This window comes from Halomonas sp. NyZ770, from assembly GCF_020616575.1.
Taxonomy (GTDB): domain Bacteria; phylum Pseudomonadota; class Gammaproteobacteria; order Pseudomonadales; family Halomonadaceae; genus Vreelandella; species Vreelandella hamiltonii.
Map to the genome: position 1 here is coordinate 638282 of NZ_CP085143.1, position 25406 is coordinate 663687.

General features: G+C 63.9%; 19 protein-coding genes and 2 tRNA genes. 11 read left to right on the plus strand and 10 right to left on the minus strand.

Annotation, left to right across the window (positions count from 1 at the left end):
• Positions 1–9: 9 nt before the first annotated feature.
• The 7 genes from ubiE to LG409_RS03175 form a co-directional block, all read right to left on the minus strand.
• Complete coding sequence (gene ubiE, locus LG409_RS03145) at positions 10–765, minus strand: bifunctional demethylmenaquinone methyltransferase/2-methoxy-6-polyprenyl-1,4-benzoquinol methylase UbiE (protein ID WP_096921472.1); 756 nt, start codon at positions 763–765, stop codon at positions 10–12.
• Between the two features lie 121 nt (positions 766–886).
• Positions 887–1315 carry a gamma-butyrobetaine hydroxylase-like domain-containing protein gene (locus tag LG409_RS03150; RefSeq protein WP_052196460.1) on the minus strand — a complete coding sequence of 143 codons (429 nt, stop codon included), beginning with the start codon at positions 1313–1315 and terminating at the stop codon, positions 887–889.
• A gap of 86 nt (positions 1316–1401) precedes the next feature.
• Positions 1402–2724, minus strand: a complete 1323-nt coding sequence (hslU, locus tag LG409_RS03155) for an ATP-dependent protease ATPase subunit HslU (RefSeq protein ID WP_081136344.1) — start codon at positions 2722–2724, stop codon at positions 1402–1404.
• A 9-nt stretch (positions 2725–2733) separates the two neighbouring features.
• Positions 2734–3267, minus strand: a complete 534-nt coding sequence (hslV, locus tag LG409_RS03160) for an ATP-dependent protease subunit HslV (protein WP_016916135.1) — start codon at positions 3265–3267, stop codon at positions 2734–2736.
• 169 nt (positions 3268–3436) lie between these two features.
• A complete protein-coding gene (locus tag LG409_RS03165) occupies positions 3437–4219 on the minus strand; it encodes an SPOR domain-containing protein (RefSeq protein WP_227407600.1) in 783 nt (260 codons plus the stop codon).
• A gap of 3 nt (positions 4220–4222) precedes the next feature.
• Complete coding sequence (gene argS, locus LG409_RS03170) at positions 4223–5908, minus strand: arginine--tRNA ligase (RefSeq protein WP_227407601.1); 1686 nt, start codon at positions 5906–5908, stop codon at positions 4223–4225.
• A gap of 144 nt (positions 5909–6052) precedes the next feature.
• The gene (locus tag LG409_RS03175) at positions 6053–8308 is read right to left on the minus strand and encodes a primosomal protein N' (protein WP_227407602.1); all 2256 of its coding nucleotides are present in this window, start codon (positions 8306–8308) and stop codon (positions 6053–6055) included.
• A gap of 144 nt (positions 8309–8452) precedes the next feature.
• Here LG409_RS03175 and rpmE point away from each other — a divergent pair, with 144 nt between their 5' ends.
• Complete coding sequence (gene rpmE, locus LG409_RS03180) at positions 8453–8668, plus strand: 50S ribosomal protein L31 (protein ID WP_016916139.1); 216 nt, start codon at positions 8453–8455, stop codon at positions 8666–8668.
• A gap of 448 nt (positions 8669–9116) precedes the next feature.
• The gene (locus LG409_RS03185) at positions 9117–10388 is read left to right on the plus strand and encodes a malic enzyme-like NAD(P)-binding protein (protein WP_227407603.1); all 1272 of its coding nucleotides are present in this window, start codon (positions 9117–9119) and stop codon (positions 10386–10388) included.
• A gap of 97 nt (positions 10389–10485) precedes the next feature.
• On the opposite strand, the gene LG409_RS03190 is transcribed toward LG409_RS03185, so the two are convergent.
• The gene (locus LG409_RS03190; protein WP_227407604.1) at positions 10486–11307 is read right to left on the minus strand and encodes an acyl-CoA thioesterase; all 822 of its coding nucleotides are present in this window, start codon (positions 11305–11307) and stop codon (positions 10486–10488) included.
• A gap of 109 nt (positions 11308–11416) precedes the next feature.
• Between LG409_RS03190 and tadA the strand changes: the two genes are divergently transcribed.
• Positions 11417–11869 carry a tRNA adenosine(34) deaminase TadA gene (gene tadA / locus LG409_RS03195; RefSeq protein WP_212636732.1) on the plus strand — a complete coding sequence of 151 codons (453 nt, stop codon included), beginning with the start codon at positions 11417–11419 and terminating at the stop codon, positions 11867–11869.
• Positions 11870–11883: 14 nt separating this feature from the next.
• Here the strand turns inward: tadA and mltF are convergent, their stop codons facing one another.
• Positions 11884–13350, minus strand: coding sequence for a membrane-bound lytic murein transglycosylase MltF (gene mltF, locus LG409_RS03200; protein ID WP_227407605.1), 1467 nt, complete (start codon positions 13348–13350; stop codon positions 11884–11886).
• Positions 13351–13525: 175 nt separating this feature from the next.
• On the opposite strand from mltF, the gene purL reads away from it, so the two are divergent.
• The 8 genes from purL (at position 13526) to nadA (ending at position 23652) form a co-directional block, all read left to right on the plus strand.
• Positions 13526–17452, plus strand: a complete 3927-nt coding sequence (gene purL / locus LG409_RS03205; protein ID WP_039181630.1) for a phosphoribosylformylglycinamidine synthase — start codon at positions 13526–13528, stop codon at positions 17450–17452.
• 30 nt (positions 17453–17482) lie between these two features.
• The gene (locus LG409_RS03210) at positions 17483–19300 is read left to right on the plus strand and encodes a DEAD/DEAH box helicase (RefSeq protein WP_227407606.1); all 1818 of its coding nucleotides are present in this window, start codon (positions 17483–17485) and stop codon (positions 19298–19300) included.
• A gap of 48 nt (positions 19301–19348) precedes the next feature.
• Entirely contained in the window at positions 19349–20293 is a 945-nt protein-coding gene (locus LG409_RS03215) for a segregation and condensation protein A (RefSeq protein WP_039181628.1), read from the plus strand.
• Entirely contained in the window at positions 20290–21078 is a 789-nt protein-coding gene (gene scpB, locus LG409_RS03220) for an SMC-Scp complex subunit ScpB (RefSeq protein ID WP_081136332.1), read from the plus strand. The genes LG409_RS03215 and scpB overlap by 4 nt, the downstream gene beginning before the upstream one ends.
• On the plus strand, positions 21065–21934 hold the full coding sequence (gene rluB / locus LG409_RS03225) for a 23S rRNA pseudouridine(2605) synthase RluB (RefSeq protein ID WP_016916149.1): 870 nt from the start codon (positions 21065–21067) through the stop codon (positions 21932–21934). The genes scpB and rluB overlap by 14 nt, the downstream gene beginning before the upstream one ends.
• A gap of 115 nt (positions 21935–22049) precedes the next feature.
• Positions 22050–22125, plus strand: a tRNA-Lys gene (locus tag LG409_RS03230).
• Between the two features lie 85 nt (positions 22126–22210).
• Positions 22211–22286: transfer RNA gene (locus LG409_RS03235), tRNA-Lys, on the plus strand.
• A gap of 337 nt (positions 22287–22623) precedes the next feature.
• Positions 22624–23652: a quinolinate synthase NadA gene (nadA, locus tag LG409_RS03240; protein WP_039181621.1), complete on the plus strand. Its 1029-nt coding sequence runs from the start codon at positions 22624–22626 to the stop codon at positions 23650–23652.
• Positions 23653–23739: 87 nt separating this feature from the next.
• Here the strand turns inward: nadA and LG409_RS03245 are convergent, their stop codons facing one another.
• Positions 23740–25200 (minus strand): M48 family metalloprotease, encoded by a 1461-nt coding sequence (locus LG409_RS03245; protein ID WP_227407607.1) that lies wholly within the window; start codon positions 25198–25200, stop codon positions 23740–23742.
• Positions 25201–25406 lie beyond the last annotated feature (206 nt).

The window sequence follows — 25406 nt, forward strand, 5'->3', positions numbered from 1 at the left end:
TGCGAGGCGTCATAGCTTGATGCCGCGGTGCAGGGCGACGATGCCGCCGGTCAGGTTGGTGTACTCCACTCGATCGAGCCCGGCGGTTTCCATCATGCCCTTCAGGGTTTCCTGGTCGGGGTGCATGCGGATCGATTCGGCCAGGTAGCGGTAGCTTTCGCCGTCGCCGGCGACCAGTTCGCCCATTTTGGGCAACAGCCGGAACGAGTACTCATCGTAGGCCTTGGAGAGCAGCGGGTTGTTGGGCTTGGAAAACTCCAGCACCAGCAGGCGGCCGCCGGGCTTGAGTACCCGTGCCATGGAGCGCAGCGCGGCGTCCTTGTCGGTCACGTTGCGCAGGCCAAAGGCGATGGTGATGCAGTCGAAACTGTTGTCCGGGAAGGGCAGACACTCGGCATTGGCCTGGACGTACTCGACGTTGCCACCGACGCCGTTGTCCATCAGCTTGTCGCGGCCTACCTTGAGCATGGAGGCGTTGATGTCGGCCAGAACGACCTTGCCGCGGGGGCCGACCAGACGCGAGAACTTGAGGGTCAGGTCCCCCGTGCCGCCAGCGATGTCCAGCACATGATGGCCGGGGCGAACGCCAGCACGCTCGATGGTGAGGCGCTTCCACACACGGTGGATGCCCATGGACATCAGGTCGTTCATGACGTCGTAGCGAGCGGCGACCGAGTGGAAGACGTCGGCGACGCGTGAGGCTTTTTCGTCGACCGGGACTTCCTGGTAGCCAAAATGGGTGGTGCGTTTTTCCGTGGGGCTCATGGGGCTTCAGCTCCCGAGTTCGAGGCGGTAGTAGTCGACCATAAGGTCATCGCAATCATTGATTGGCAACATTGTAGCCTTCTCGAGCCTGCTTTGTCTGCGCTTCACCTGGGGCGCGGCGTCACAGCTGCTTGAATTGAATGCCCGCAGGCTCGCGGGAGGCGCCTGCTGCTTCCAGCCGCTCGAGGTAGTTGTTCCAGTAGGCGTGTTGATGCGTCGCGAGGTCGTGCAGGTAGTTCCAGCTGTAGAGGCCGCTGTCGTGGCCATCGTCGAAGTGCAGCTTGAGGGCGTAGTTGCCCGCCTGGGTGATGTTCTGCAGGCCGACGTCCTTCTTGCCCACTTGCAGCACCGCCGTGTCGCCGCCGTGGCCACGCACTTCGGCAGAGGGGGAGTAGACGCGCAGCAGTTCCACGGGCAGCCGGTAGGTGTCGCCCGAGGCGTAGCCGAGTTCCAGCTCGCGGGCCTGCTTGTGGTAGTGCACTCGGGTGGGGACCGGGGCGTCGGTGGTAGAGGGCGTGTGGGTAGACGTGTGGGTGTTGGAGGCGTTCATGGTCGGGGCACTCATGGTTGGCGTGACGTCGCTCAGGCACGAGCGACACCTGGCCGGGGTGGCCAGGTGTCGGGGTGCGGCAGAGGTTACAGAATATAGCGGGAGAGATCTTCGTCTACCGCCAGTTCTCCCAGCTGCGCGTTGACGTAATCTGCATCGATCACCAGCGGGCTATCCATATCGCCGCCCTTGAACGAGGCTTCTTCCAGCAGCCGCTCCATGACCGTGTGCAGACGGCGCGCGCCGATGTTCTCGGTGCCTTCGTTGACCTGCCAGGAGATCTCCGCGATGCGCTCGATGCCGTCGGGAGTGAACTCCACGTCCAGCCCTTCGGTGCCCAGCAGCGCCTGATACTGCTTGGTCAGCGAGGCGGAAGGCTCGGTGAGGATGCGCTTGAAGTCTCCGGGAGTGAGAGCGTCCAGCTCCACGCGAATGGGCAAACGACCCTGTAGCTCGGGGATCAGGTCGGAAGGCCGCGCCAGGTGGAAAGCACCGGAGGCGATGAACAGGATATGGTCGGTCTTCACCATGCCATATTTGGTCGACACCGTGGAGCCTTCGATCAGCGGCAGCAAATCGCGCTGAACGCCCTCGCGTGACACTTCTCCACCGCTGGACTGGCCGCTGCCCTTGGCCACCTTGTCGATCTCATCCAGGAAGACGATGCCGTGCTGCTCGACGGCCTCGACGGCGCGGGCCTTGATCTCCTCTTCGTTGACCAGCTTGCCCGCTTCCTCGTCACGTAGCAGCACCAGGGCTTCCTTGACGGTAACGCGACGCTTTTCACGCTTTTGCTGGCCCATGTTGGAGAACAGGCTCTGCAGCTGGCTGGTCATCTCCTCCATGCCCGGCGGCGTCATGATGTCGATGCCCTGGCTCTGGGCGGTGATTTCGATGTCGATTTCCTTGTCGTCCAGCTGGCCTTCGCGCAGTTTCTTGCGGAACAGCTGGCGCGTGCTGCTATCGTCCCGGGGCTGCTCTTCCTGGCCGCGGGGCGGCGGCAGCAGCGCATCGAGAACGCGGTCTTCGGCGGCATCTTCTGCGCGGTGGCCGACTTCTTCCTTGGCGTGCTCGCGCACCATCTTGATGGCGGCTTCCATCAGGTCGCGGATGATCGACTCCACGTCTCGACCCACGTAGCCCACTTCCGTGAACTTGGTGGCTTCGACCTTGATGAAGGGCGCACGGGCCAGTTTGGCCAGGCGGCGAGCGATTTCGGTTTTACCCACGCCGGTGGGGCCGATCATCAGAATGTTCTTGGGGGTGACTTCCGGGCGCAGGTCATCGTCGAGCTGCATGCGCCGCCAGCGGTTGCGCAGCGCAATGGCAACGGCGCGTTTGGCATCCTGCTGGCCGATGATGTACTGGTCCAGCGCATGGACGATTTCACGGGGTGTCATCTGAGTCATAAAGGGGCCTCAACGGTCGTCGATGTTCAGCTCTTCGAGCGTGACGTGGTGGTTAGTGAATACGCAGATGTCACCCGCGATTTGCAGGGATTTTTCGGTGATTTCACGGGCGGAGAGATCGGTGTTTTCGAGCAGCGCGCGGGCGCTGGCCTGAGCATAGTTGCCCCCCGAGCCGATGGCGATGATGCCGCGTTCGGGTTCGACCACGTCACCGTTGCCGGTGATGATCAGCGAGGCGCTGTGGTCGGCCACGGCCAGTAGCGCCTCCAAGCGGCGCAGGGCGCGGTCGGTGCGCCAATCCTTGGCAAGCTCCACGGCCGCCTTGGTGAGATGGCCCTGATACTTCTCCAGCTGAGCTTCGAAACGTTCGAACAGGGTAAAGGCATCTGCTGTGCCGCCGGCAAAACCGGCCAGTACCTTGCCGCGATAGAGGCGGCGAACCTTGCTGGCGTTGCCTTTCATCACGGTGTTGCCCAGCGATACTTGGCCGTCGCCAGCAAGGGCGACCTGGTTACCGCGGCGAACGGAGACAATGGTGGTCATGGAGATAACTCCTTGGGGGAGACGCGCTCCCGATGACTGATCGGCCACGTCGGGTGACCGTAAAAAAAGCGATTCCCAACAAAATGCGGGCGGCTGATGAAAAATCAACCGCCCGCTCGAGAAAGCCAGGTGATAAAACCGCGCCTTCAGGCGCGGTCAGGGGGATAGCTCAGTTCTGCAGCTGTATCAGCAGGGGTTCGATCCCTTGGGTGCTCATCAGGTCCTGGGCGCGGTTCAGCTCTCGGGTATCCTCGTAAGGGCCTACCTGCACGCGGTGCCAGGTATCGCCATTGGCCTGCACTTCGCTGATTTGTGCCAGCAAACTCAGGTTGCGCAGCCGGCCGCGCAGCTGCTCGGCGTCGCTGAGGTCGCGAAACGAGGCGGCCTGCAGCACGTAGCGGTTCGGCGTGCTGGAACTAGTGCTGGCGGCGGCAGGCGGCTGGGTAGCTGCCACGGCGGCCTGTTCGTTGGGCCGCGTGTTGGCGGCAATGACCTGAGCAATCGGGTCGTTGGCGCTGCTGCCGGTGTCGCCTGGCGACGTGTCGTCCGCGGCTGCCGCGTCGCTGGCGGCCTCTGCGGCAGTCTCGGCGATTTCCGGCCGAGTGATATTGGCCGGAATGGCGCCGCCCGGAGCGATGACTTCGGTTTCGGGAAGCAGCGTGTAGAACTCGAAGGTGGGCATGGCAGGCTCTGCCGAGGCTGCCTGCCCAGTGCCCTGGGCGTCTCCGCGCTCATCGCTGGAGGGCTTGGGCAGCACCGTGGCCTGGGGCGTGCTGCTCTGCTCCTGCCACGGGGCGGTGCCGTGCTGATGCTGCGCCAGGAAGAACCCAGCGGCCACCCCGGCCACCCCCCACAGCCAGCCGGGAATACGCCACCCGTCGCCGGAGCGGCGAGCAGATTTACGCTGCGAGGTGGCGCCTCGACGGGACGGCTTGTTACGCGGGCTGGCCATGAATTACATCTCCTCTGGGGCACTGACCCCCATCAGATCCAGCCCGTTGCGCAGCACCTGACGCGTGGCCAGACCGAGCGCCAGGCGGGTGTTGCGCAGCGTGTCGTCTTCGACCATGACCTTGACGGCGTTGTAGCAGGTGTGGAAGTCGCCCGCCAGATCCAGCAGATACTGGGCCACCTGCTGGGGCTCGCGATTACGGGTCGCATGTTCGACCACTTCCGGGTAGCGGGCCAGGCGGTTGAGCACGGCTTTTTCCTGATCGCTGTCCAGCAGCGCCAGGTTGGCCATTGCCACGCCGTGGTCGAAGGGCTGGCCTGCCTCTTCGGCCTTGCGCAGCATGCTGCATACCCGAGCATGGGCATACTGGATGTAGTACACCGGGTTGTCGTTGGACTGGGAGCGCGCCAGGTCGATATCGAAGGTCAACTGCGAGTCGGCGCGGCGAGCGGCCAGGAAGAAGCGGGTGGCATCGCGGCCGACTTCGTCGATCAGGTCGCGTATGGTGACGTAGCTGCCTGCACGCTTGGACAGTTTCACTTCCACGCCCGAGCGGGTCACCATGACCATCTGGTGCAGCACGTAGTCCGGCCAGCCCTGCGGAATGCCCACGCCGAGTGCCTGCAAGCCCGCACGTACGCGGGTAACGGTAGAGTGGTGGTCGGCGCCCTGCTCGTTGATCACGGTCTTGAAGCCGCGCTGCCACTTGTTCAGGTGGTAGGCCACGTCGGGCAGGAAGTAGGTGTAGCCGCCTTCACGCTTGCGCATGACGCGGTCCTTGTCGTCGCCGAAGTCGGTGGTGCGCAGCCACAGCGCGCCATCCTGCTCGTAGGTGTGGCCGTTGGCGACCAGGGACTCGACAGTGGCCTCGACCTTGCCGTCCTCGTAGAGGGATGATTCGAGGAAGTAGACGTCGAATTCGACGCCGAAGGTCTTGAGGTCCAGATCCTGTTCGCGGCGCAGCCAGGCCACGGCGAACGCCTGAATGGCTTCCAGGTCGTCGGCATCGGCCTTGGCCGTCACCTTGCGGTCGTCGGCGGTGACCGTCTTGCCAGCCATGTAATCGTTGGCCACATCGACGATGTATTCACCGCGATAGCCATCGGCAGGCCAGCTCTCGTCCTCGGGGCCCAGCCCCTTGGCACGGGCCTGGACGGAGAGCGCTAGGTTGTTGATTTGCGCGCCCGCGTCGTTGTAGTAGAACTCCCGAGTGACGTCATAGCCGCTGGCTTCCAGCAGGCGGCAGAGGCAGTCGCCAATCGCGGCGCCGCGACCGTGGCCCACGTGCAGCGGGCCCGTGGGGTTGGCCGAGACGAACTCCACCTGCACTTTTTCGCCCTTGCCGATCAGGCTGCGACCAAAGGCGTCGCCGCTATCCAGTACCTGGGCAACGATCTGGGCGGCGGCATCGGCGGCGGCAAAGAAGTTGATGAAGCCGGGGCCTGCGATGTCGGTTTTCTGGATGGCGTCGCTGGCGGGCAGGGCGGCTACCAGGGCGTCGGCCAGCTCTCGGGGCTTCATGCTGGCGGGTTTGGCCAGCATCAGGGCCAGGTTGGTGGCGTAGTCGCCGTGGGCTTTGTCCTTGGTGGGGTCGACCTTGATGACCGGCTGTACATCGTTGGGCAGCACGCCTTGGTGCTTGAGCGCATCAACGGCGCCTTCGAGCAAAGCAATAATCGTGTCTTTCATGTCAATATCCGGGTGTCTTCGGTGGCGGCGTGTGCAAGCGCCCAAATGGTGCAGCGTCAAAACGGCCATTATCGGCAATTGGCGCGCAGTTTCAAAGCCGTATTCCCGGCCGGGGCAGGCTGGGCGTCGCGGGCGCTGTCATGGCTAGGCCAGTGTTTGCGGGTCGATGTCCACGGACCAGCGCACCTTGCGCGCATCGCGATGAGCTTCCAGCCACTGTACCAGCCAGTGGGCCGCCGTGTGTCGGTGGCTGCGTTTCTGGGCCGTGATCATGACATGCAGATGGTAGCGATTCTGGCGGCGCTCCATGGGGGCAGGCACTGGCCCCAGGCAGCGTACCGGCAGGTTGGCATCCGTGAGCCACTGGCGCAAGGCCTGTGCAGCCTGCTGAGCCAGCGCCATGGCAGCAGGCTCCTGGGGGCTTTCGACGCGCAGTAGCGCCATGAAACAGAACGGGGGAAGCTGTGCCAGCCTTCGTTCTTCCAGCAGGTTGCGGGCCAGGGCGCCATAGCCATGTTCGGCCAGCTGGCCCAGATGGGGGTCGTCGGGGTGCAGGGTCTGCACCAGCACGCGGCCTGGATGAGCGGCCCGCCCGGCTCGGCCAGCCACCTGCTCCAGCAGCTGGGCGCTATGCTCCAGCGCGCGGAAGTCGGCGGCATAAAGGCCGCCATCGGCATTGACCACCACGACCAGGGTGACGTGGGGCAAGTGGTGTCCCTTGGCCAGCATTTGCGTGCCCACCAGCAGGCAGGGTTCACCGCGATGGATCTCCTTGAGCACCTGCTCGAAGCTCTCTTTCTTGCGGGTGCTGTCGCGGTCGATGCGGTGCACGACGGTGTCAGGAAAGAGCCCCTGCAGGGTCTCTTCGGTACGTTCGGTGCCGCTCCCCAGCGCGCGCAGGTCGCCGCTGCCGCACTCTGGGCAGGCATCGGGCAGGGCGCGTCGGCTGTCGCAGTGGTGGCAGGCCAGCAGAGGGGGCTGCCTGTGCAGCGTCATGCGGGCATCGCACTGATGGCATTCTGCCAGCCAGCCACAGCTGTGGCACGCCAGGCTAGGGGCGAAGCCGCGCCGGTTGATGAAGACCAGCGCCTGCTTGCCGGCTTTCAGCGTCTGGCGGATGGCTTGCAGCGCGCCGGGCAGCAGGCCTCCCTGGCGACGCTGATGGCGCATGTCCAGGAGTTCCAGCTTGGCGGGCGGGTGGCGGCTGGGGCGCTGGGTCAGGCGCAGGTGCCGATAGACGCCCGAGAGCGCTTGCTGAAGGCTTTCCAGCGAAGGGGTGGCGCTGCCCAGCAGCAGTGGGATCTGGTGGTGGTGTGCCCGGGCCACGGCGAGATCCCTGGCGTGGTAACGAAGCCCGTCGTGCTGCTTGTAAGAGCCGTCGTGCTCCTCGTCGACGATGATCGCGCCAGGCTTGGCCAGCGGTGTGAAAATGGCCGAGCGGGTGCCGATGATGACCATGGCGCGCCCGCTGGCGGCGGCTTCCCAGACGTCCAGGCGCTCCGGGTCGGTGAGGCCCGAATGTAGGGCCACCACGGGCACCCGGAAGCGGCTCTTGAAGCGCGCCAGGGTTTGCGGCGTCAGGCCGATTTCGGGCACCAGCACCAGCGATTGCTTGCCCTTGGCGGCCAGTGCCTCGATCAACTGCAGGTAGACTTCGGTCTTGCCGCTGCCGGTCACGCCTTCCAGCAGGCATGGGTGGTAGCCGTCCAGCTTTTCGTGCAGCGCCGCCAGGGCCGTGGCCTGCTCACGGTTGAGGGGTAATGACGGCGTTGCCAGCAAGCTGCCGGAGACGGGCTGCCCCGCCGTCAGGGTGATCTCCTGGGGCTCGGCCAGGCCCTTTTTTTGCAGCGCCTGGAGCTGTTCACGGGTGAACCCGTGGGCACTGATGGCCCGCCCCGCCAGCCCGTGGGGGTGCTGGCGCAACAGGCGGTAGAGCTCGGCCTGCCGCGGCGCGCGCTGTAGCGGCGTGTCATCGCCCTGACGCGCATGCCACAGGGTTTGCGTGCGGCCCGCCATGGGGTAGCCCTGGCGCAGGCGTGCGGGCATGGCGTGGTGCAGGGTGTCGCCCAGGCTGTGCTGGTAATAGCGGGCGGTGAACTGGCACAGCCACTGCCAGTCTTCGGGGAGCGGCGCGTCGTCCAGCGCTTCACTGACCGCGCGCAGCTGGGCGCGGGGCAGTTCGCTGCCGGAAGCCAGAGAGACGACGACCCCCACCACGTCGCGGCGGCCAAACGGTACCCGCACCCGCAGCCCCGGCAGCCAGCCGCAGGCGGGCGCGCGGGGTGCCGGCAGGTAGTCGAACAGGCGGCGCAGCGGCGATGGCAAGGCCACTTTCAGCACCTGGAAAGCGCCCGGAGCACGCTCTGCCGTGGCGGGTGGGGAAGAAACAGAATCAGACAATTGGCCTCCGGCGTTTAGTTTGCTAGAATGCGCGGCCGCTCTCAATCTATCGGATCGAGCGGTTAACCGGTTAGCAGTTTTTCACACCCGTATGCGGTGCCTGGCAGCGGATCAGGTGGCGGCATATAGCTCATGAGGCTCAAGATGAAACAAGGTATCCACCCGAATTACAACACGGTCACCGCCAACTGCTCTTGCGGTGCCAGCTTCCAGGTTGGTTCTACTTCTGGTCAGGACTTCTCTCTGGACGTATGCTCCAACTGCCACCCCTTCTACACGGGCAAGCAGAAGCAGGCGAGCACTGGTGGCCGCGTAGAACGCTTCAACAAGCGTTTTGGCGCTGCTGTCAAGCGCGGCTGATCCCGACGGATTCAGCCATCGCAGGCACGCCATGTGCCCTGTGCAAAAACCCACGCTACGGCGTGGGTTTTTTGTCCCTGCCTTATTTTGCCGCTCCCTGGTGGCACCGGCATCTGAACGCTGGCCGAACGCTGTGTGATGAAGCCAAGGTCCTGAGCCTACTGTCGCGACGTTGTCCACAGCCGCTATTGCGAGGCGGGTGTGGATAAGTCCGTGCGTCGTTTTGGAATCTATTTCCAGCTTATGCTGCAGTGCATCCATAACGAAACCGTTATGGGTCAGGGTGCTATGCATAAGTTGCAGCAAATGAAGCTGAAAAGTTCCGAATGGATGGGAAAAGCCGCTAAAACGCACGTTTCATAGGCTGGTTGACTAGCTGCTTGAGACGCTTGGGTTTTTTCTATATTCTGATATGACTTTTCTACTTTAGGCTGATTGGACCTTGACCATGACGGATGCAAACAAGCAGGCAGCTCTGGATTATCACGCTAAACCGATCCCCGGTAAGCTCTCCGTTGAGCTGACCAAGCCCACCGCGACGGCGCGGGATCTGGCCCTGGCGTATAGCCCGGGGGTGGCTGAACCGGTTCGCGAAATCGCTCGCGAAGCGGAAAATGCCTACCGTTATACCGGCAAGGGAAATCTGGTAGCGGTCATTTCAGACGGCAGTGCCATTCTGGGCCTGGGTAATCTGGGGCCGCTGGCCAGCAAGCCGGTGATGGAAGGCAAGGGCGTGCTGTTCAAGTGCTTCGCGGGCATCAACTCGGTGGACATCGAAGTGGATGCCGAGAATCCGCAGGCGTTCATCGATACCGTGGCACGCATCGCCGATACCTGGGGCGGTATCAACCTGGAAGACATCAAGGCCCCCGAGTGTTTCGAAATCGAAAAGGCGCTGATCGAGCGCTGCAGCATTCCCGTGTTTCATGACGACCAGCACGGTACGGCCATCGTCACCGCTGCCGGCATGCTCAATGCCCTGGAAATCGCCGGCAAGCGTATCGAAGACGTGAAGATCGTCTGCATGGGCGCAGGTGCTGCGGCGATTGCCTGCATGCGCCTGCTGATCTCCTGTGGCGCCAAAAAAGAGCATCTGGTCATGCTCGACCGTCGCGGCGTGATTCACACCGACCGCGATAGCATCAACGAGTACAAGGCTGAGTTCGCCCGTGATACCGACATGCGCACCCTGGACGATGCCATCGACGGTGCCGACGTGTTCATCGGCCTGTCTGGCCCCGGGTTGCTGTCTGCCGAGCAGGTGAAGAAGATGGCGGCGGATCCGGTCATTTTTGCTTGCACCAACCCGGACCCGGAAATTCATCCAGAGGTGGCTCGGGCAGCGCGCCCAGACGTCATTATGGCCACCGGTCGCTCGGATTTCCCGAATCAGGTCAACAACGTGCTGGGCTTCCCGTTCATCTTTCGTGGTGCCCTGGACGTACGCGCCACGCGTATCAATGAAGCGATGAAGCTGGCCGCCGTGCATGCGCTGAAAGATCTGGCCCGCGAGCCAGTGCCCCAGGAAGTGCTGAACGCCTACGAGCGTACCGAGATGAGCTTTGGTCGTGAGTACATCATCCCCACGCCGGTCGATATTCGCCTGCTGGAGCGCGTCTCCTCGGCGGTGGCCCAGGCGGCGGTGGACTCCGGGGTTGCCCGCAAGCCCTACCCGGCGCACTATCCGCTCAAGACCATCAGCGATGTCTACGGCAGTTAAGTGCCGCTCGACACGAGATTGGCTGTTCGAGACGCCATGACGACAACGCCCGCGGAAGCGGGCGTTGTCGTGTGTGGTGTTCGTGTGGGGCCGGGCGTCAGGTGAGCGGGTAGCGCACCAGCCCCTCTTGTGCCGTCGAGGCAATCAGCTGCCCATCGTGGCGATAGATATGGCCTCGCGCCAGCCCTCTGGCACTGCCGCTCCAGGGAGAGTCGATGGCGTACAGCAGCCACTCGTCCAGCCGCGTATCTTCGTGCAGCCACAGCGCGTGGTCGAGGCTGGCGATGCGCAGCTTCGGATCCGTGTACTTGATGCCGTGAGGGATCAACCCGGTGGTCAGCAGGTTGAAGTCCGACGCGTAGGAGAGCAGGTGGCGATGCAGCGCGGGGTCGTCGGGCAGCGGGCCGCCCGCGAACCGGAACCATAGGCACTGCCCGGCAGGCGAGGCGCTGTCCGGATTGTTCTTCAGGTGCAGGAACTCGATGGGGTGGCCTGGGAAACGGGCATGTTTGGCGTCACCGCTCTCCAGCAGCGCTTCGGGCGTGGGCACGTCAGGCATGGCGCGCTGATGGCTGATGCTCTCTTCAGGGCTTTGAAACGAGGCGCTGCAGAAGAAGATGGGCCGCCCCTTTTGAATGGCGGTGACTCGGCGGGTGGTGAAACTGCCGCCGTCGCGAATGGTATCGACCTGGTAAACCACCGGGCGATGGGGGTCGCCGGGGCGCAGAAAGTAGCCGTGCTGGGAGTGAGGGCGACGCTCCTCGGGGACGGTGCGGGCGGCGGCGGCCAGCGCCTGGCCAAGTACCTGCCCTCCGTACAGCTGGGGAAACCCGAGGTCCTGGCTTTGGCCGCGAAACAGCGTCTCTTCCAGGGGTTCCAGCTCCAGCAAGCTAACCAGTGTCTTCAGCGCATCGTTCATTCTCGGTATCCTTGGTGCTGTCTGCTTGATCACTGAGGAGGCCGCCCTCAGCGTTTGGCGATCACGCCATTGAAACGATCGTTTCGCTACCTTAACGGAGTTCGTCTTGATACGCAGCGATGAATTTTACATGCACCGTGCGCTGGACCAGGCGCACCTGGCGATGGCCGCCGGAGAGGTACCGGTGGGGGCCGTGGTGGTGGACGCCGGGGGGGAGATCGTCGGGGCGGGCCACAATGCACCGCTGTCCAGCTGCGACCCCAGTGGCCATGCGGAAGTGCGTGCGCTGCGCGATGCCGGGCAGCGGCTGGGCAACTACCGCCTGGAGGGCTGTACGCTCTACGTGACCCTGGAGCCCTGCATGATGTGCACCGGCACCATGGTGCATGCCCGCATTCAACGGCTGGTGTACGCTGCCGCCGAGCCACGGGCGGGAATGGTGGAGTCAAAGGCCAATCTGCTCGCCCAGCCCTGGTTCAATCACCATATCGACGTCACTGGCGGGGTGCTGGCGGCGCAAGCCAGCAAGCTGCTCAAGCAGTTCTTTGCCGACAAGCGCTAGCGCCGTCCCCGGTATCACGGGGTGAGCGGTGGCACGATCTCGAACAGCAGCAGCGGTTCTTCACTGGCCGGTATCTGTTCCAGTTGGAAAAACTGCTGTCGACTGCGCTCCACGTATTCGATCATTTCGTAGTAGCGGCGAATGTTGCGCACGTAGATCACCGGCTCCCCGCCACGGGCGTACCCGTGGCGCGTCTGGCTGTGCCACTCGCGTTGTTGCAGCAGCGGCAGCGCGGCGCGCACGTCCTGCCAAAGGTTGGGGTCGCCGCCGCGTCGTTCGGCAATGTTGCGGGCATCATACAGGTGGCCAAGACCCACGTTGTAAGCCGCCATGGCCATATAGAGGCGGTCTTCGCCGGTGATGCTGTCCGGTAAGCGGTCCTTGATACTGCGCAGATAGCGGGCACCGCCGTCGATGCTCTGGGCGGCATTGGTGCGGTCCGTGACGCCCATCTCACTGGCCGTGGGGTTGGTCAGCATCATCAGGCCACGCACCCCCGTGGGGGAGACGGCATTAGGGTCCCAGTGGGACTCCTGGTAGCCCACGGCGGCCAGCAGTTTCCAGTCGAACCCTGTGTCTCGGGCGGCCTGCTTGAAGAGCTCGGTGTAGCGGGGCAGGCGCTCATCCAGATGGTCTAGAAACGTGCGCGTGCCCACATACTCCAGGTAATCGTCATGGCCAAAATAGCGGCTGATCAGACGGTCCAGGGTGCCGTTTTCATGCAGCTCCTGCAGGAACTGGTTGGCCGCGTCGAGTAGACCCAGCCCTCGGCCGCTGGGCAGCGCCCAGACCAGCGAGAGGGGCTCGCCCAGATAGAAACCGCGTTCGACATTGGGAAAGAACAGCCGGTTCAGGCGGAACTGGTGGTCGAAGATGATGGCCGCATCCAGGGTGCCGTTCTCTACCTTGGCCATCAGCTCGGCCACTTCCAGTTCGTTGGACTCCTTCCAGCTCAGGCTGGGATAGTCGCTTTGCAGGGCTTTCAGAGCATCGCTGGTGCCCGCTTCGCTCAGCGTGCCGATGGACAAGCCGACGAGGTCTTCGGGTGCGTTGATGCCATACAGGCCGCGCCGATAGACCACCAGTGGCTGCATCTCGATGATCGGGCGCGTGTAGTGAATGCCGGGGGTGTCGGCCATCAGCGGCAGCGCGGCTGCCCCCAGGTCACCCTGTTCGCGCACGGCAGGCAAGACGCCGTCCGGATGGTGGCTGGCATTCAGATTGAGGCTGACCCCGAGGGAGTCCGCAAAGCGGTGCATCAGTTCGTATTCGAACCCGGTTGGCCCCTGGCGGCCTTCGTAGTAGGTGGTGGGCGTATTGCGGGTATGTACGGTGATGAAGTCTTTGGCCAGCACGCGGGTGAGGTGTTCGCCGTCGGGAAAGGTCGATGGGCGCGGGATCAAAACCAGCAACAAAGTCGCGATCATCGCGAAATATGCCCGATAAAAGGCGCTAAAATGTCGGCAAATCAATGTCGGCATGGTGTCTTGTCGGCGTGGAACGAGCTGCCACGATACCCAGCCTTTATCGCCGTGTCACCTTGTTGATTTCGTGTGGCCGCCGCTTTCCAGTATCATAGTGCGCAGTCCGTGTGTCGGTCGCTTAGCGGCCCGGTGATTTCCTGCTCGACTCTTCCTGCTTTAGAGGCTCCCAGATATGCTCGAACTTCGAGGCGCGCCCGCCCTTTCTGCCTTCCGTCATGAACGGCTGCTAACGGTGTTGCGTGAATGTGTTCCAGAGGTGGAAGCGCTGTCCGCCCACTACGTCCACTTCATTGACCACCACGAAGAGCTCGATACCGCCTCCCAGGAACGGCTGGCCAAGCTGCTCGATTACGGCAGCCAAGCCGCCCAGGAACCCCTCGAACAAGCCCTGCGTTTTCTGGTGGTGCCGCGCCTGGGCACCCAGTCGCCCTGGTCTTCCAAAGCCACGGACATCGCCCATAACTGCGGGCTGAGCCAGATCCATCGCATCGAGCGCGGCGTCGACTACCGTGTTGCATTGCGTGGCACGGCCACGGCAGAGCAGTGGGACGCCATCGGCGCACTGCTCCACGACCGCATGACCGAAAACGTGCTGGCCGACACGGCGGCGGCCAGCCAGCTGTTTGCCCACCACTCACCGGCACCGTTGGGCAGCGTGGATATTCTGGAGGGCGGGCGTGCCGCGCTGGAAGTCGCCAACCGGGAGCTGGGCCTGGCGCTGGCAGACGACGAGATCGACTATCTGGTGGCGGCCTTCGTCGAGCTGGGGCGCAACCCCAGCGACGTGGAGCTGATGATGTTTGCCCAGGCGAACTCGGAGCACTGCCGCCACAAGATTTTCAACGCGGACTGGATCATCGACGGCGAAGCCCAGAGCCATTCGCTGTTCAAAATGATCAAGAACACCTTTGCGACCTCACCGGACAACGTGCTGTCGGCCTACAGTGACAACGCGGCGGTGATCAAGGGCAGCCACGGCGGTCGCTTCTTCCCCACACCGCTGACCGGTGCAGAGGGTGAACGCGCTCACTACGATGCTCATCAGGAGCCCATCCATATCCTGATGAAGGTGGAAACCCACAACCACCCCACGGCGATTGCGCCTTTCCCGGGGGCGGCCACCGGCTCCGGCGGCGAGATTCGCGACGAAGGCGCCACCGGTATCGGCGGCAAGCCGAAGGCGGGCCTGGCGGGTTTCACCGTTTCAAACCTGCGTATCCCCGAGTTCGTGCAGCCCTGGGAGGCCTTCGATTACGGCAAACCCGAGCGCATGCAGTCGGCGCTCAACATCATGCTGGAAGGCCCGATTGGTGGCGCGGCCTTCAATAACGAGTTCGGCCGCCCCAACCTGACCGGCTACTTCCGCACCTACGAGCAGGATGCCCTCAGTGCCAATGGCATCGAGCGTCGCGGTTACCACAAGCCGATCATGATTGCCGGTGGATACGGCAACATTCGTGCCCAGCACGTCCAGAAAGGCGAGATTCCGGTGGGCGGCAAGCTGATCGTGATGGGCGGCCCGGCGATGCTGATCGGTCTGGGCGGCGGTGCGGCGTCCAGCATGGCGTCGGGGGAATCGAGCGCCGATCTGGATTTCGCCTCGGTGCAGCGGGAAAACCCGGAAATCGAGCGCCGTGCCCAGGAAGTGATCGACCGCTGCTGGGCAATGGGTGAGAAAAACCCCATTCGCTTCATCCACGACGTGGGTGCCGGTGGCCTCTCCAATGCGTTGCCGGAGCTGGTCAAGGACGGTAACCGTGGCGGCCTGTTCGACCTGCGCGCCGTGCCCAACGCCGAGCCGGGCATGAGCCCGCTGGAAATCTGGTGCAACGAAGCCCAGGAACGTTACGTGCTGGCCGTGGCCCCGGAAGACCTCGATACCTTCGATGCGCTGTGCAAACGCGAGCGCTGCCCCTATGCGGTGGTGGGCGAAGCTCAGGCAGAGCACCATCTGGAAGTGCGCGATGGCCACTTCGAAACCAAACCCGTCGATTTGCCCATGAGCGTGCTGTTCGGCAAGCCGCCGAAGATGACCCGTTCGTTCGAGCGCCAGACGCCCGAGCTTTCCGGCGTGATGCTCGACAACCTGGACCTGCGCGAAGCCATGGACCGGGTGCTGCGCCTGCCCACGGTGGCCTCGAAAAGCTTTTTGATCACCATCGGCGACCGTTCGATCACAGGCCAGGTGGCTCGTGATCAGATGGTCGGCCCCTGGCAGGTGCCGGTCGCCGACGTGGCAGTGACCACCGCCAGCTTCGATACCCATGCCGGTGAAGCCATGGCCATGGGCGAGCGCCCGCCGGTGGCGCTGATCGACCCGGCCGCCAGCGCCCGTTTGGCGGTGGCAGAGGCGATTACCAACCTGGCCGCCGCGCCGATCGCCAAGCTCTCGGACATCAAGCTCTCCGCCAACTGGATGAGCGCCGCCGACCACCCCGGCGAAAACCAGGCGCTGTACGACGCCGTGCATGCGGTCGGTATGGAGCTGTGTCCGGCGCTGGGGATTGCCGTGCCGGTGGGCAAGGACTCCATGTCGATGCGTACCGCCTGGCAGGAGGGCGATGATGCCGAAGAGAAGAGCATCACCTCGCCGCTGTCGCTGGTGGTCACTGGCTTTGCGCCGGTCACCGATGCGCTGGCCACGCTGACCCCGCAGATCAACCTGGAGCAGGATGAGTCGGACCTGATCCTGATCGACCTGGGCAACGGCCAGAACCGGCTGGGCGGCTCGGCGCTGGCCCAGGTGTATGGCCAGGTGGGCGACGAATGCCCCGACGTGGACGACCCGGAAGACCTGAAAGCGTTCTTCGAGGTCATTCAGGGCCTGAACCGGGATGGCAAGCTGCTGGCCTACCACGACCGTAGCGACGGCGGCCTGCTGGTGACGCTGCTGGAGATGGCCTTTGCGGGTCATGCCGGTCTCGAAATCAAGCTCGACTGGCTGATCGACGAGCCGGTGGAAGCCTTCAATGCGCTGTTTGCAGAAGAGCTGGGGGCGGTGATCCAGGTCAATCGCCAGCACACCGAAGAAGTGCTGACCCAGTTCGCCATGGCCGGTATCGAAACCTGCGGGGTGATTGCCCGCCCGCGCTACGACGATCAGGTACGCGTGACGCTGTTCGAAGAGCCGCTGCTGGAAACCACCCGTCAGCTGACCCAGCGCACCTGGGCCGAGACCAGCTACCGGTTGCAGGCGCTGCGCGATAACCCCGAATGCGCCAAGAACGAATTCGACAACCTGCTCGACGTGCGTGACCCCGGTCTCAGCGCGGCGCCCACCTTCGATGTCAATGACGACATCAGTGCGCCTTACGTCAACACTGCCAAGCCAGCGGTGGCCGTCCTGCGTGAGCAGGGGGTCAATGGCCAGGTGGAAATGGCCTGGGCCTTCCACAAGGCCGGGTTCGATGCGGTGGATGTGCACATGAGCGACATCCTGGAAGGTCGTGTCTCGCTGGATACTTTCCAGGGCTTGGTGGCCTGTGGGGGCTTCTCCTATGGCGACGTGCTGGGGGCAGGCGGCGGCTGGGCCAAGTCGGTGCTGTTCAACGAACGCGCCCGCGAGCAGTTTGCGGCGTTCTTCACCCGGGACGACAGCTTCTCGCTGGGCGTGTGCAATGGCTGCCAGATGCTGTCTCAGCTCAAGACGCTGATTCCGGGCGCCGAAAACTGGCCCAGCTTCGTGCGCAACGAATCCGAGCAGTTCGAAGCCCGCGTGGCCATGGTGCGGGTAGAGAAAAGCCCCTCGATTCTGCTGGCCGGCATGGAAGGCTCGACGCTGCCCATCGCCGTGGCCCACGGCGAAGGGCGTGCCGAGTTCCGCGATACGGCGCACCTGCGCAGCATGCAGTCGAGCAGCCAAATTGCCCTGCGCTACATCGACAATTACGGTCAGGTCACCACTCGCTATCCGGCCAACCCCAATGGTTCCCCGTCGGGGATCACGGGGCTGACCACGCCGGATGGCCGTGTGACCATCATGATGCCTCACCCGGAGCGGGTGACGCGGGCAGTGACCAACTCCTGGCGTCCGGCAGAGTGGACCGAGGACGGCGCCTGGCTGCGGCTGTTCCGCAATGCGCGGGTATGGCTGGGTTGATGGGCAGGCGCATCATGACGCTGGTGTGCCATGACATACCCTGAAAAGGCGGCCTCCGGGCCGCCTTTCTCGCCTGATGCGCCGCCGCAGCTGCGCGCCTACCAGCAGGAAGCGGTCAAGCGGGTGGTTCACCACTTTCGCGCCACCAGCGACCCGGCGGTGGTCGTGCTGCCCACGGGCAGCGGCAAGTCGCTGGTGATTGCCGAGCTGGCGAGGCTGGCCCGTGGGCGGGTGCTGGTACTGGCCCACGTTCGCGAGCTGGTGGAGCAGAACCACGCCAAGTACCAGGCCTATGGCCTGGTAGCGGATATCTTCAGCGCCGGGTTGAAGCGCAAGGAGGCCAGTCGGCAGGTGGTGTTTGGCTCGGTGCAGTCGGTGGTGCGCAACCTGGCGCAGTTCAACGACGCCAGCTTCACGCTGCTGGTAATCGACGAGTGCCATCGGGTGTCGTTGGAGGAGGATTCCAGCTACCGCCAGGTGATCGACCATCTGCAGCGCCACAACCCGCAGCTGAAGATTCTCGGCCTCACCGCCACGCCCTTTCGGCTGGGTCAGGGGTTTATCTATCACCGCCACTACCACGGCATGGTGCGCGGGGGAGAAAAGAGTTTCTTCACCGACTGCGTGTTCGAACAGCCGCTGCGCCTGATGGTCAAGCAGGGTTTTCTGGCCGCTCCTCGGCGGCTGGACATGGCCATTGAGGGGTACGACTTCTCGGCGCTTGCTCCCTCTTCCAGCGGGCTGTTTCGGGAAGAAGAGCTTAATCGGGTGGTGGCCGGAAGCCGTGCCACGCCGGGCATCATTGCCCAAGTGGTCGAGCAGGCGGCCGACTGCCAGGGCGTGATGATTTTTGCCGCGACGGTCGCCCACGCCGAAGAGATCATGGGGTATCTGCCTGCCGACCAATCCGCGCTGATCACCGGCGCAACGGCCTCCGCCGAGCGCACCGCGCTGATCGATGCGTTCAAGGCGCGCAAGCTCAAGTATCTGGTCAACGTGGCGGTATTGACCACCGGGTTCGATGCCCCACATGTGGATCTGATCGCGATCCTGCGCCCCACTGAGTCGGTGAGCCTCTATCAGCAGATCGTGGGGCGCGGACTGCGCCTCTCGCCGGGGAAGGAGGCGTGCCTGATCCTGGATTATGCAGGCAACCCCTGGGACCTCTATGCCCCTGAGGTAGGCGAGCCGCGTCCCGACAGCGATAGCGAGCCGGTGCAGGTCGAGTGCCCCGAGTGTGGGCATGCCAACCTGTTCTGGGGCAAGCGCGACGGCGAGCTGGTGATCGAGCATTTTGGCCGCCGCTGCCAGGGGCTGGTGGAGGACGACGCCGGACGCCGTAGCCAGTGCACCTTTCGCTTTCGCTTCAAGGTCTGCGATGCGTGCGGGGCAGAGAACGATATCGCTGCCCGCCGCTGCCATGGCTGCGAGAAGCTGCTGGTGGATGCCGATGACAAGCTCAAGGAGGCGCTGCGGCTCAAGGACGCCAAAGTGCTGCGGGTGAGCGGCATGCAGCTGGAGGCGACCACCAACGGGCGCGGCCTGCCGCGCCTCAAAGTGACCTACCATGACGAAGACGGTGCCAGCCTGAGTGAATGGTTTGCCCTGGAGACTGCCGCCCAGCGCCGCGCCTTTTATGCGGTCTTCTTGCGCGCCCACCTGCGCGCGCCGGGCGTGCGGTGGCAGCCAGCAACGCCAGACGACGTGGTGGCTGCCCAGTCCCGCCTGCGCCATCCCGACTTTGTGGTGGGCAGAAAGGTAGGCCGCCACTTTCAAATCCGCGACAAGCTGTTCGACTATCAGGGCCGCTATCGTAAAGCCGCCGAGGCGGCCGAGATGCCGCATTGATGGAGCGCTGTTACACTGCCGTTTTCAACTGACAAGGACTCGACCCGCGTGAGCGAGACGCCCAGCGCCGTGCCGGATCAAGACGAGATGCCCTCTGTGGTGGAGCCCACCGTGGAGGCCCTTGGGCGCCTGTTCGATGAGCCCATTACGCAGCTGCCGGAAGATCTCTATATTCCCCCCGAGGCGCTACGGGTCTTCCTGGAAGCGTTCGAGGGGCCGCTGGATCTGCTGCTGTATCTGATTCGTCGTCAGAATCTCGACATTCTGAGTATCAACGTGGCGGTGATCACCCATCAGTACATCGAGTACGTGGAGATGATGAAGGCCATGGAGATCGAGCTGGCCGGCGAGTACCTGTTGATGGCGGCCATGCTGGCCGAGATAAAATCACGCACGCTGCTGCCGCGCCCCCCCAAGGCGGAAGGCGAGGAAGAAGAGGACCCCCGGGCGGAGCTGATACGCCGCCTGCAGGAGTACGAGCGTCTCAAGGAGGCCGCTGAAGCGCTGGATGCCCTGCCCAGGGTGGGCCGGGACTGGTTCAGCGTGCAGGCGGGCCTGCCACCGCTGGAAACCCGCGTGATTCATCCCGATGTCGAGCTGGACGAACTGCTGGGCGCGCTGTCGGACATTCTCAAGCGGGCCGAGCTGGCTCAGGCCCACCAGATCAGCCGAGAGGTGCTCTCGACCCGGGAGCGCATGCTGAAGATCATGGAGCGCTTGCACGAAGATGGCACCCATGGGCGCTATACCCCCTTCGAAGCGCTGTTCTCCCTGGAGGAGGGGCGGGCGGGGGTCGTCGTGACGTTCATGGCCATTCTGGAGCTGGCCAAGGAGTCGATGATCGAAATCGTCCAGAACGCGCCGCTGTCGCCGATCCATGTGCGTGCTCGGCAGGCGGCGCTGGCCGATGAGGACGAGGACCCCTTTGCGCGGGAAAGTGATGACCCTGCAGACGAAGAGTCTGCCTTCGAACCTGACGAGGAGTCACGGTGAGAGACACCACGTTGGACGATATTGTCGAAGCCGCGCTGCTGGCGGCCGGAGAACCGCTGCCCGTGGAGCGGCTGGAGACGCTGTTTCTGGAGGATGAGTGCCCGTCTCGCAAGGCGCTGCGCGACGCCCTCGCGCGGTTGGCCCGGCGCCACGAGGACGGGGCGCTAGAACTGGTCGAAACGGCCTCGGGCTTTCAGCTGCGCATTCGCCCGCGGCTGTCGCACTGGGTGTCGCGGCTGTGGGATGAGCGCCCCCAGCGCTACTCGCGTGCCCTGCTGGAAACCCTGGCGCTGATTGCCTATCGCCAGCCGGTGACCCGGGGCGATATCGAGGAAGTGCGGGGCGTCAGCGTCAGCAGCTCGATCATTCGCACGCTGATGGAGCGGGGCTGGGTACGCATCGTCGGGCACCGCGACGTGCCGGGGCGTCCCGCCGTGTATGCCACGACGCGCAGCTTTCTGGACGACTTCGGGCTCAAGACGCTGGATGCCTTGCCGCCCATGCACACGCTGGTGGCCGCCGACGAAGCAGCATTGGCTGAGGAACCGCCCGCTGCGACGCATGTCGCACTGGACGAAGCCGTCGAAACCGTGCAGGATGCGCCACCCCAGCAAGATCAGAACACGTCGGCAGCGAGTGCCGACCCCCACGCCGAGACGGCGTTAACCCAGCCGCTGAGCTTTGCCGATCTGGAGGCACGGCTTGCGGCACGTGCCCAGCGTCGAGATGAGGACGCGGGCACGCAGACCAACGATGTGAGGTCAGACGACCATGAGTCAGAGTAACAACACCACGCCGCCCACCAGCGAAAAGCTGCAGAAAGTGCTGGCCCGGGCGGGCCTTGGCTCCCGCCGTGAAATGGAAACCGCGATTGCCGATGGCCGGGTGAAGGTGAACAGCCAGGTGGCCAAGCTGGGTGATCGCGTGGAAGCCCGCGACAAGGTCAGCTTCGATGACCGCCCGGTCACGCTGCGCCCGGAAGAAGAAGTGCCGCGTCGGGTCATCATGTACAACAAGCCGGAAGGCGAGCTGTGTACCCGCAAGGACCCGGAAGGCCGTCGCACGGTCTTCGAGCGTCTGCCGCGCCTGAAAGGCGAGCGCTGGATTGCCATCGGGCGGCTGGATATCAATACCAGCGGCCTGCTGCTGTTCACCACCGACGGTGAACTGGCCAACCGCTTGATGCACCCCTCCACCCAGGTGGAGCGTGAGTACGCGGTGCGGGTCATGGGCGACGTCAAGCGAGAGCATATCGTCGCCATGGTGGATGGCGTCATGCTGGAAGACGGCCCCGCCCGTTTCACCGACGTGCAGGAGTTTGGTGGCGAAGGCATCAACACCTGGTTCCACGTGGTGATTCTGGAAGGCCGCAACCGCGAAGTGCGCCGCTTGTGGGAGTCCCAGGGGCTCACCGTCAGCCGCCTGAAACGCGTGCGCTACGGTAATATCTTCCTCGACAAGCGTGCCAAGGCGGGCGAGTGGGTAGAGCTTTCCCAGGACGAAGTCGACGATCTGGCGACCCTGGCCCACCTGGAAACCCGCAAGGTGCCCGAGCTGACGCCGGACGAAAAAAACCGCTGGAGTCGCGACAAGCACAAGCGTCGCCCGGTTCAGGCCATGCGCAAGCCCAAGCGTCGTTAAGCGATGCTCGCCGCGCGGTGTGGGGACACCGAGCACCGCGCGGTTTTTTTAGACGAAAGACAAAAAAGGCTTGCTATTGTCGGGTGTGATCCGTACTATATGCATCCGTTCGGACGGGTCGTTAGCTCAGTTGGTAGAGCAGTTGACTTTTAATCAATTGGTCGTAGGTTCGAATCCTACACGACCCACCATTCGAACAGCGGCGATGTTACCAAGTGATACACTACGGTAACGCCGTACAGAGCGGCGAAAGCCCTCAGAAAAGCAGCAGGATTTGGGTCGTTAGCTCAGTTGGTAGAGCAGTTGACTTTTAATCAATTGGTCGTAGGTTCGAATCCTACACGACCCACCAAATTCAACGCCCCTGGTAGCTTGCTGCCAGGGGCGTTCTGCTATGCGCGTTCTGCCCTGGCGATGGGCAGGGTGCATCGGCAAACCGTGCCGCACTGCAGCGTGCGGTTCTGCTTGCAGCAGGCAATACTTGTCCACCACAATGGACCTGTAACGATGTGTGGATTTGGCTGTCGATCATGCTCGGCAGCGCTGGCCCGCAGTAGCAGGCCAGATCGGCAACCGGCGAGTGCGACAGACGCAGCGGCCAGTTGCCCCGAGGGCGGCGCATGCGGAGCGCATACGTCGCAACTGGTGTTTAACGGGGGGATTCCCTGTTCGTCACAGTGGTAGACACGATGACTATTCTGACTTCTCAAGTGGCGCTGGAGGCACCGCTTCCCAGCCCGTACTGCCCAACGCGCATCCCGGCGGAAGACGAAGCCCGCGTGGCTGAGATCAAACAGCTGCTCAAGGCCCACAACGCCGTTCTGGTGGCGCACTACTATACCGATGATGCCATTCAACAGCTGGCCGAAGAGACCGGTGGCTGTGTGGCAGACTCCCTCGAAATGGCCCGGTTTGGCGCTCGCCACGACGCCACTACTCTGGTGGTGGCCGGGGTACGCTTCATGGGCGAGACGGCCAAGATCCTCTCCCCGGAAAAGCGGGTGCTGATGCCCACCCTGGAGGCCACCTGCTCACTGGATATCGGCTGCCCCATCGACGAATTCAGCGCGTTCTGCGATGCCCACCCGGATCGCACGGTGGTGGTCTACGCCAACACTTCGGCGGCCGTCAAGGCGCGTGCCGACTGGGTCGTGACCTCCTCGATCGCCGTCGAGGTGATCGAGCACCTGCAGGCCAACGGGGAAAAAATTCTCTGGGCTCCCGACAAGCATCTGGGGGGCTACATCCAGAAAAAAACCGGCGCCGACATGCTGATGTGGGATGGTGCCTGCATCGTCCATGAGGAGTTCAAGGCCAAGGGTATCGAGGACCTGAAACGCCTGTACCCCGAGGCGGCCGTGCTGGTGCACCCGGAGTCGCCGGAGGCGGTCGTCAAGCTCGCCGATGTGGCCGGTTCGACCTCGCAATTGATCAAGGCGGCGCAAACGCTGCCCAACGACAAGCTGATCGTGGCCACCGACCGCGGCATCTTCTTCAAGATGCAGCAGGCCGTGCCGGGCAAGACGCTGTTCGAAGCGCCGACCGCAGGCAATGGGGCCACCTGCCGTAGCTGTGCCCACTGCCCGTGGATGGCGATGAACGCGCTGGATAACCTGGCGGGCGCGCTGCGCGAAGGCAGCGGCGAAATTTTCGTCGATGCGGCCTTGCGTCAGCAGGCGCTCAAGCCGCTGGAGCGGATGCTGAACTTCAACGCATAGGCTCTGCCTGGCGTGAATGTACAAGGCCCGGCGCCCTTTGGCGCCGGGCCTTGTCGTATTTGGCTGAGCGGTGGCTGGGCAGCGCGGCTAAAACCTTTCCAGCGCCTCTCGGTACTCGATGAACGCCTCGCGGCGCTGCTCGATGCGCGCCAGCGCCTGCTGGTCGTTCTCCTGCTGGGCAGCGTCTCTGGCGATGCCCAGTTGGCGAATACCGCTATCCATTCTGCCGGTGAGCTGCAAATGCTCGGCGCGGGCCAGGTGCCCCCAGGCATTGTGGCCACTGCGGCCAGCCGCTTCCGCCAGCAGGTTGAACCCCTGAGGGTTGTCCGGGTGGCGCGCCGTGACCTCTCGCAACAGCGTGTAGGCTGCCTGGGGGTCGCGCTGCAGTTGCGCTTCTGCCAGGGTGAGCTGGGCGGGTAGGTAGTTGGGCATCAGTCGCAGCAGCCGCTGACTGCGCTGGATGGCATCGTCGTAGCGCTGGGCCTGCAGGGCTACCTGGGCGGCCGAGGCGGGCAGCATGGCGTAATCCGGCAGCTCGCTGGCCAGCCGATCCAGGGTCTGGAGCGCCTGATCGGTCTGGCCGTTTTGCGCATCGATCAGGGCCGAGACGTAGCGCAGGGCGGGCTCCTCGGCGCCCTCTTGCGTGAGGCGAGAAGCTGCTTGTTGAGGGCTGTTACGATGAATGCTGAGCAGTGCCCGGGCGCGCATCATGTCGTACAGCGTGTCGCTGGTATAACGATTGGCGACGCTGAGCTGTGCTGCCCGTGCCTGAGCATCGCTCAAGCGGCTGTCGGAGACCGGGTGGGTCAGCAGAAATTCCGGGGGCGTGCCGCCCTGCAGGCGCGCCATGCGCTGCATGGCGCCAAACATGCGCACCATGGCTTCGGGGTCGTAACCGGCGGCGGCCATGGCTTGCAGGCCCACACGGTCGGCCTCCTGCTCGAAGCGCCGCGAGTAGCTGAGCTGGTCCTGAATCAGCGCCGCCTGGGAGCCCATGGCGGTGGCGATACCGGCATCGCCACCGCCGCTGGCGGCAATCAGCATGCCCGCCAGCATGGCGGCCATGGCGGGCAGTTGCGTTTGCTCCGCCCGAGCGCTGCCGCGCGCGTAGTGGCGTTGGGAGAGGTGCCCCAGCTCGTGGGCGATGACCGAAATGAACGCGCCTTCATCCTCGGCAAAGGCAAACAGCCCCGAGTTGATGCCCACCACGCCACCGGGCACGGCAAAGGCGTTGAGCGAGCGGTTATCGACCATTACCGTGGTCGTCTGCAGACTGCCCAGCTGGCTATGGGGTGCCAGCCTGGCCACCAGGCTTTCCAGGTAGTCGTTGACGATGGGGTCCTGCCACTGGGGTGCATGGGCCCTGAACTGGCGCAGCCAGGCACGGCCCAGGCGATACTCCTCGTTGCTCACTGAAGTGGAGGCGCCCCCCAGGGTGGGCAGCTGATAGTTGTCACTGCTCTGAGCAGGCGCGCTGAGGCCCACAGTGCCCAACAGTAGGGCCAGTGCGCAGGCCAAGTGTGGCGTAACAGTCTTAAGGTGCGCCATGGCATCCCTCGTGATGGTTCTCGATTCGCACGATCATTACGGTGGTGGATGTTGCAAACACAGGCTGTGACATTGATTCAGGCAAGGAAGTGCCGTTAAATCGAGACAGGCTGGTCATCGTCCGAACAGTGTATGCAACAATACCGTGGTTATGTAGCGGTGAACGGTTGTCGTTATGAATCGCTGTATGAATCGTTGTCTTATGG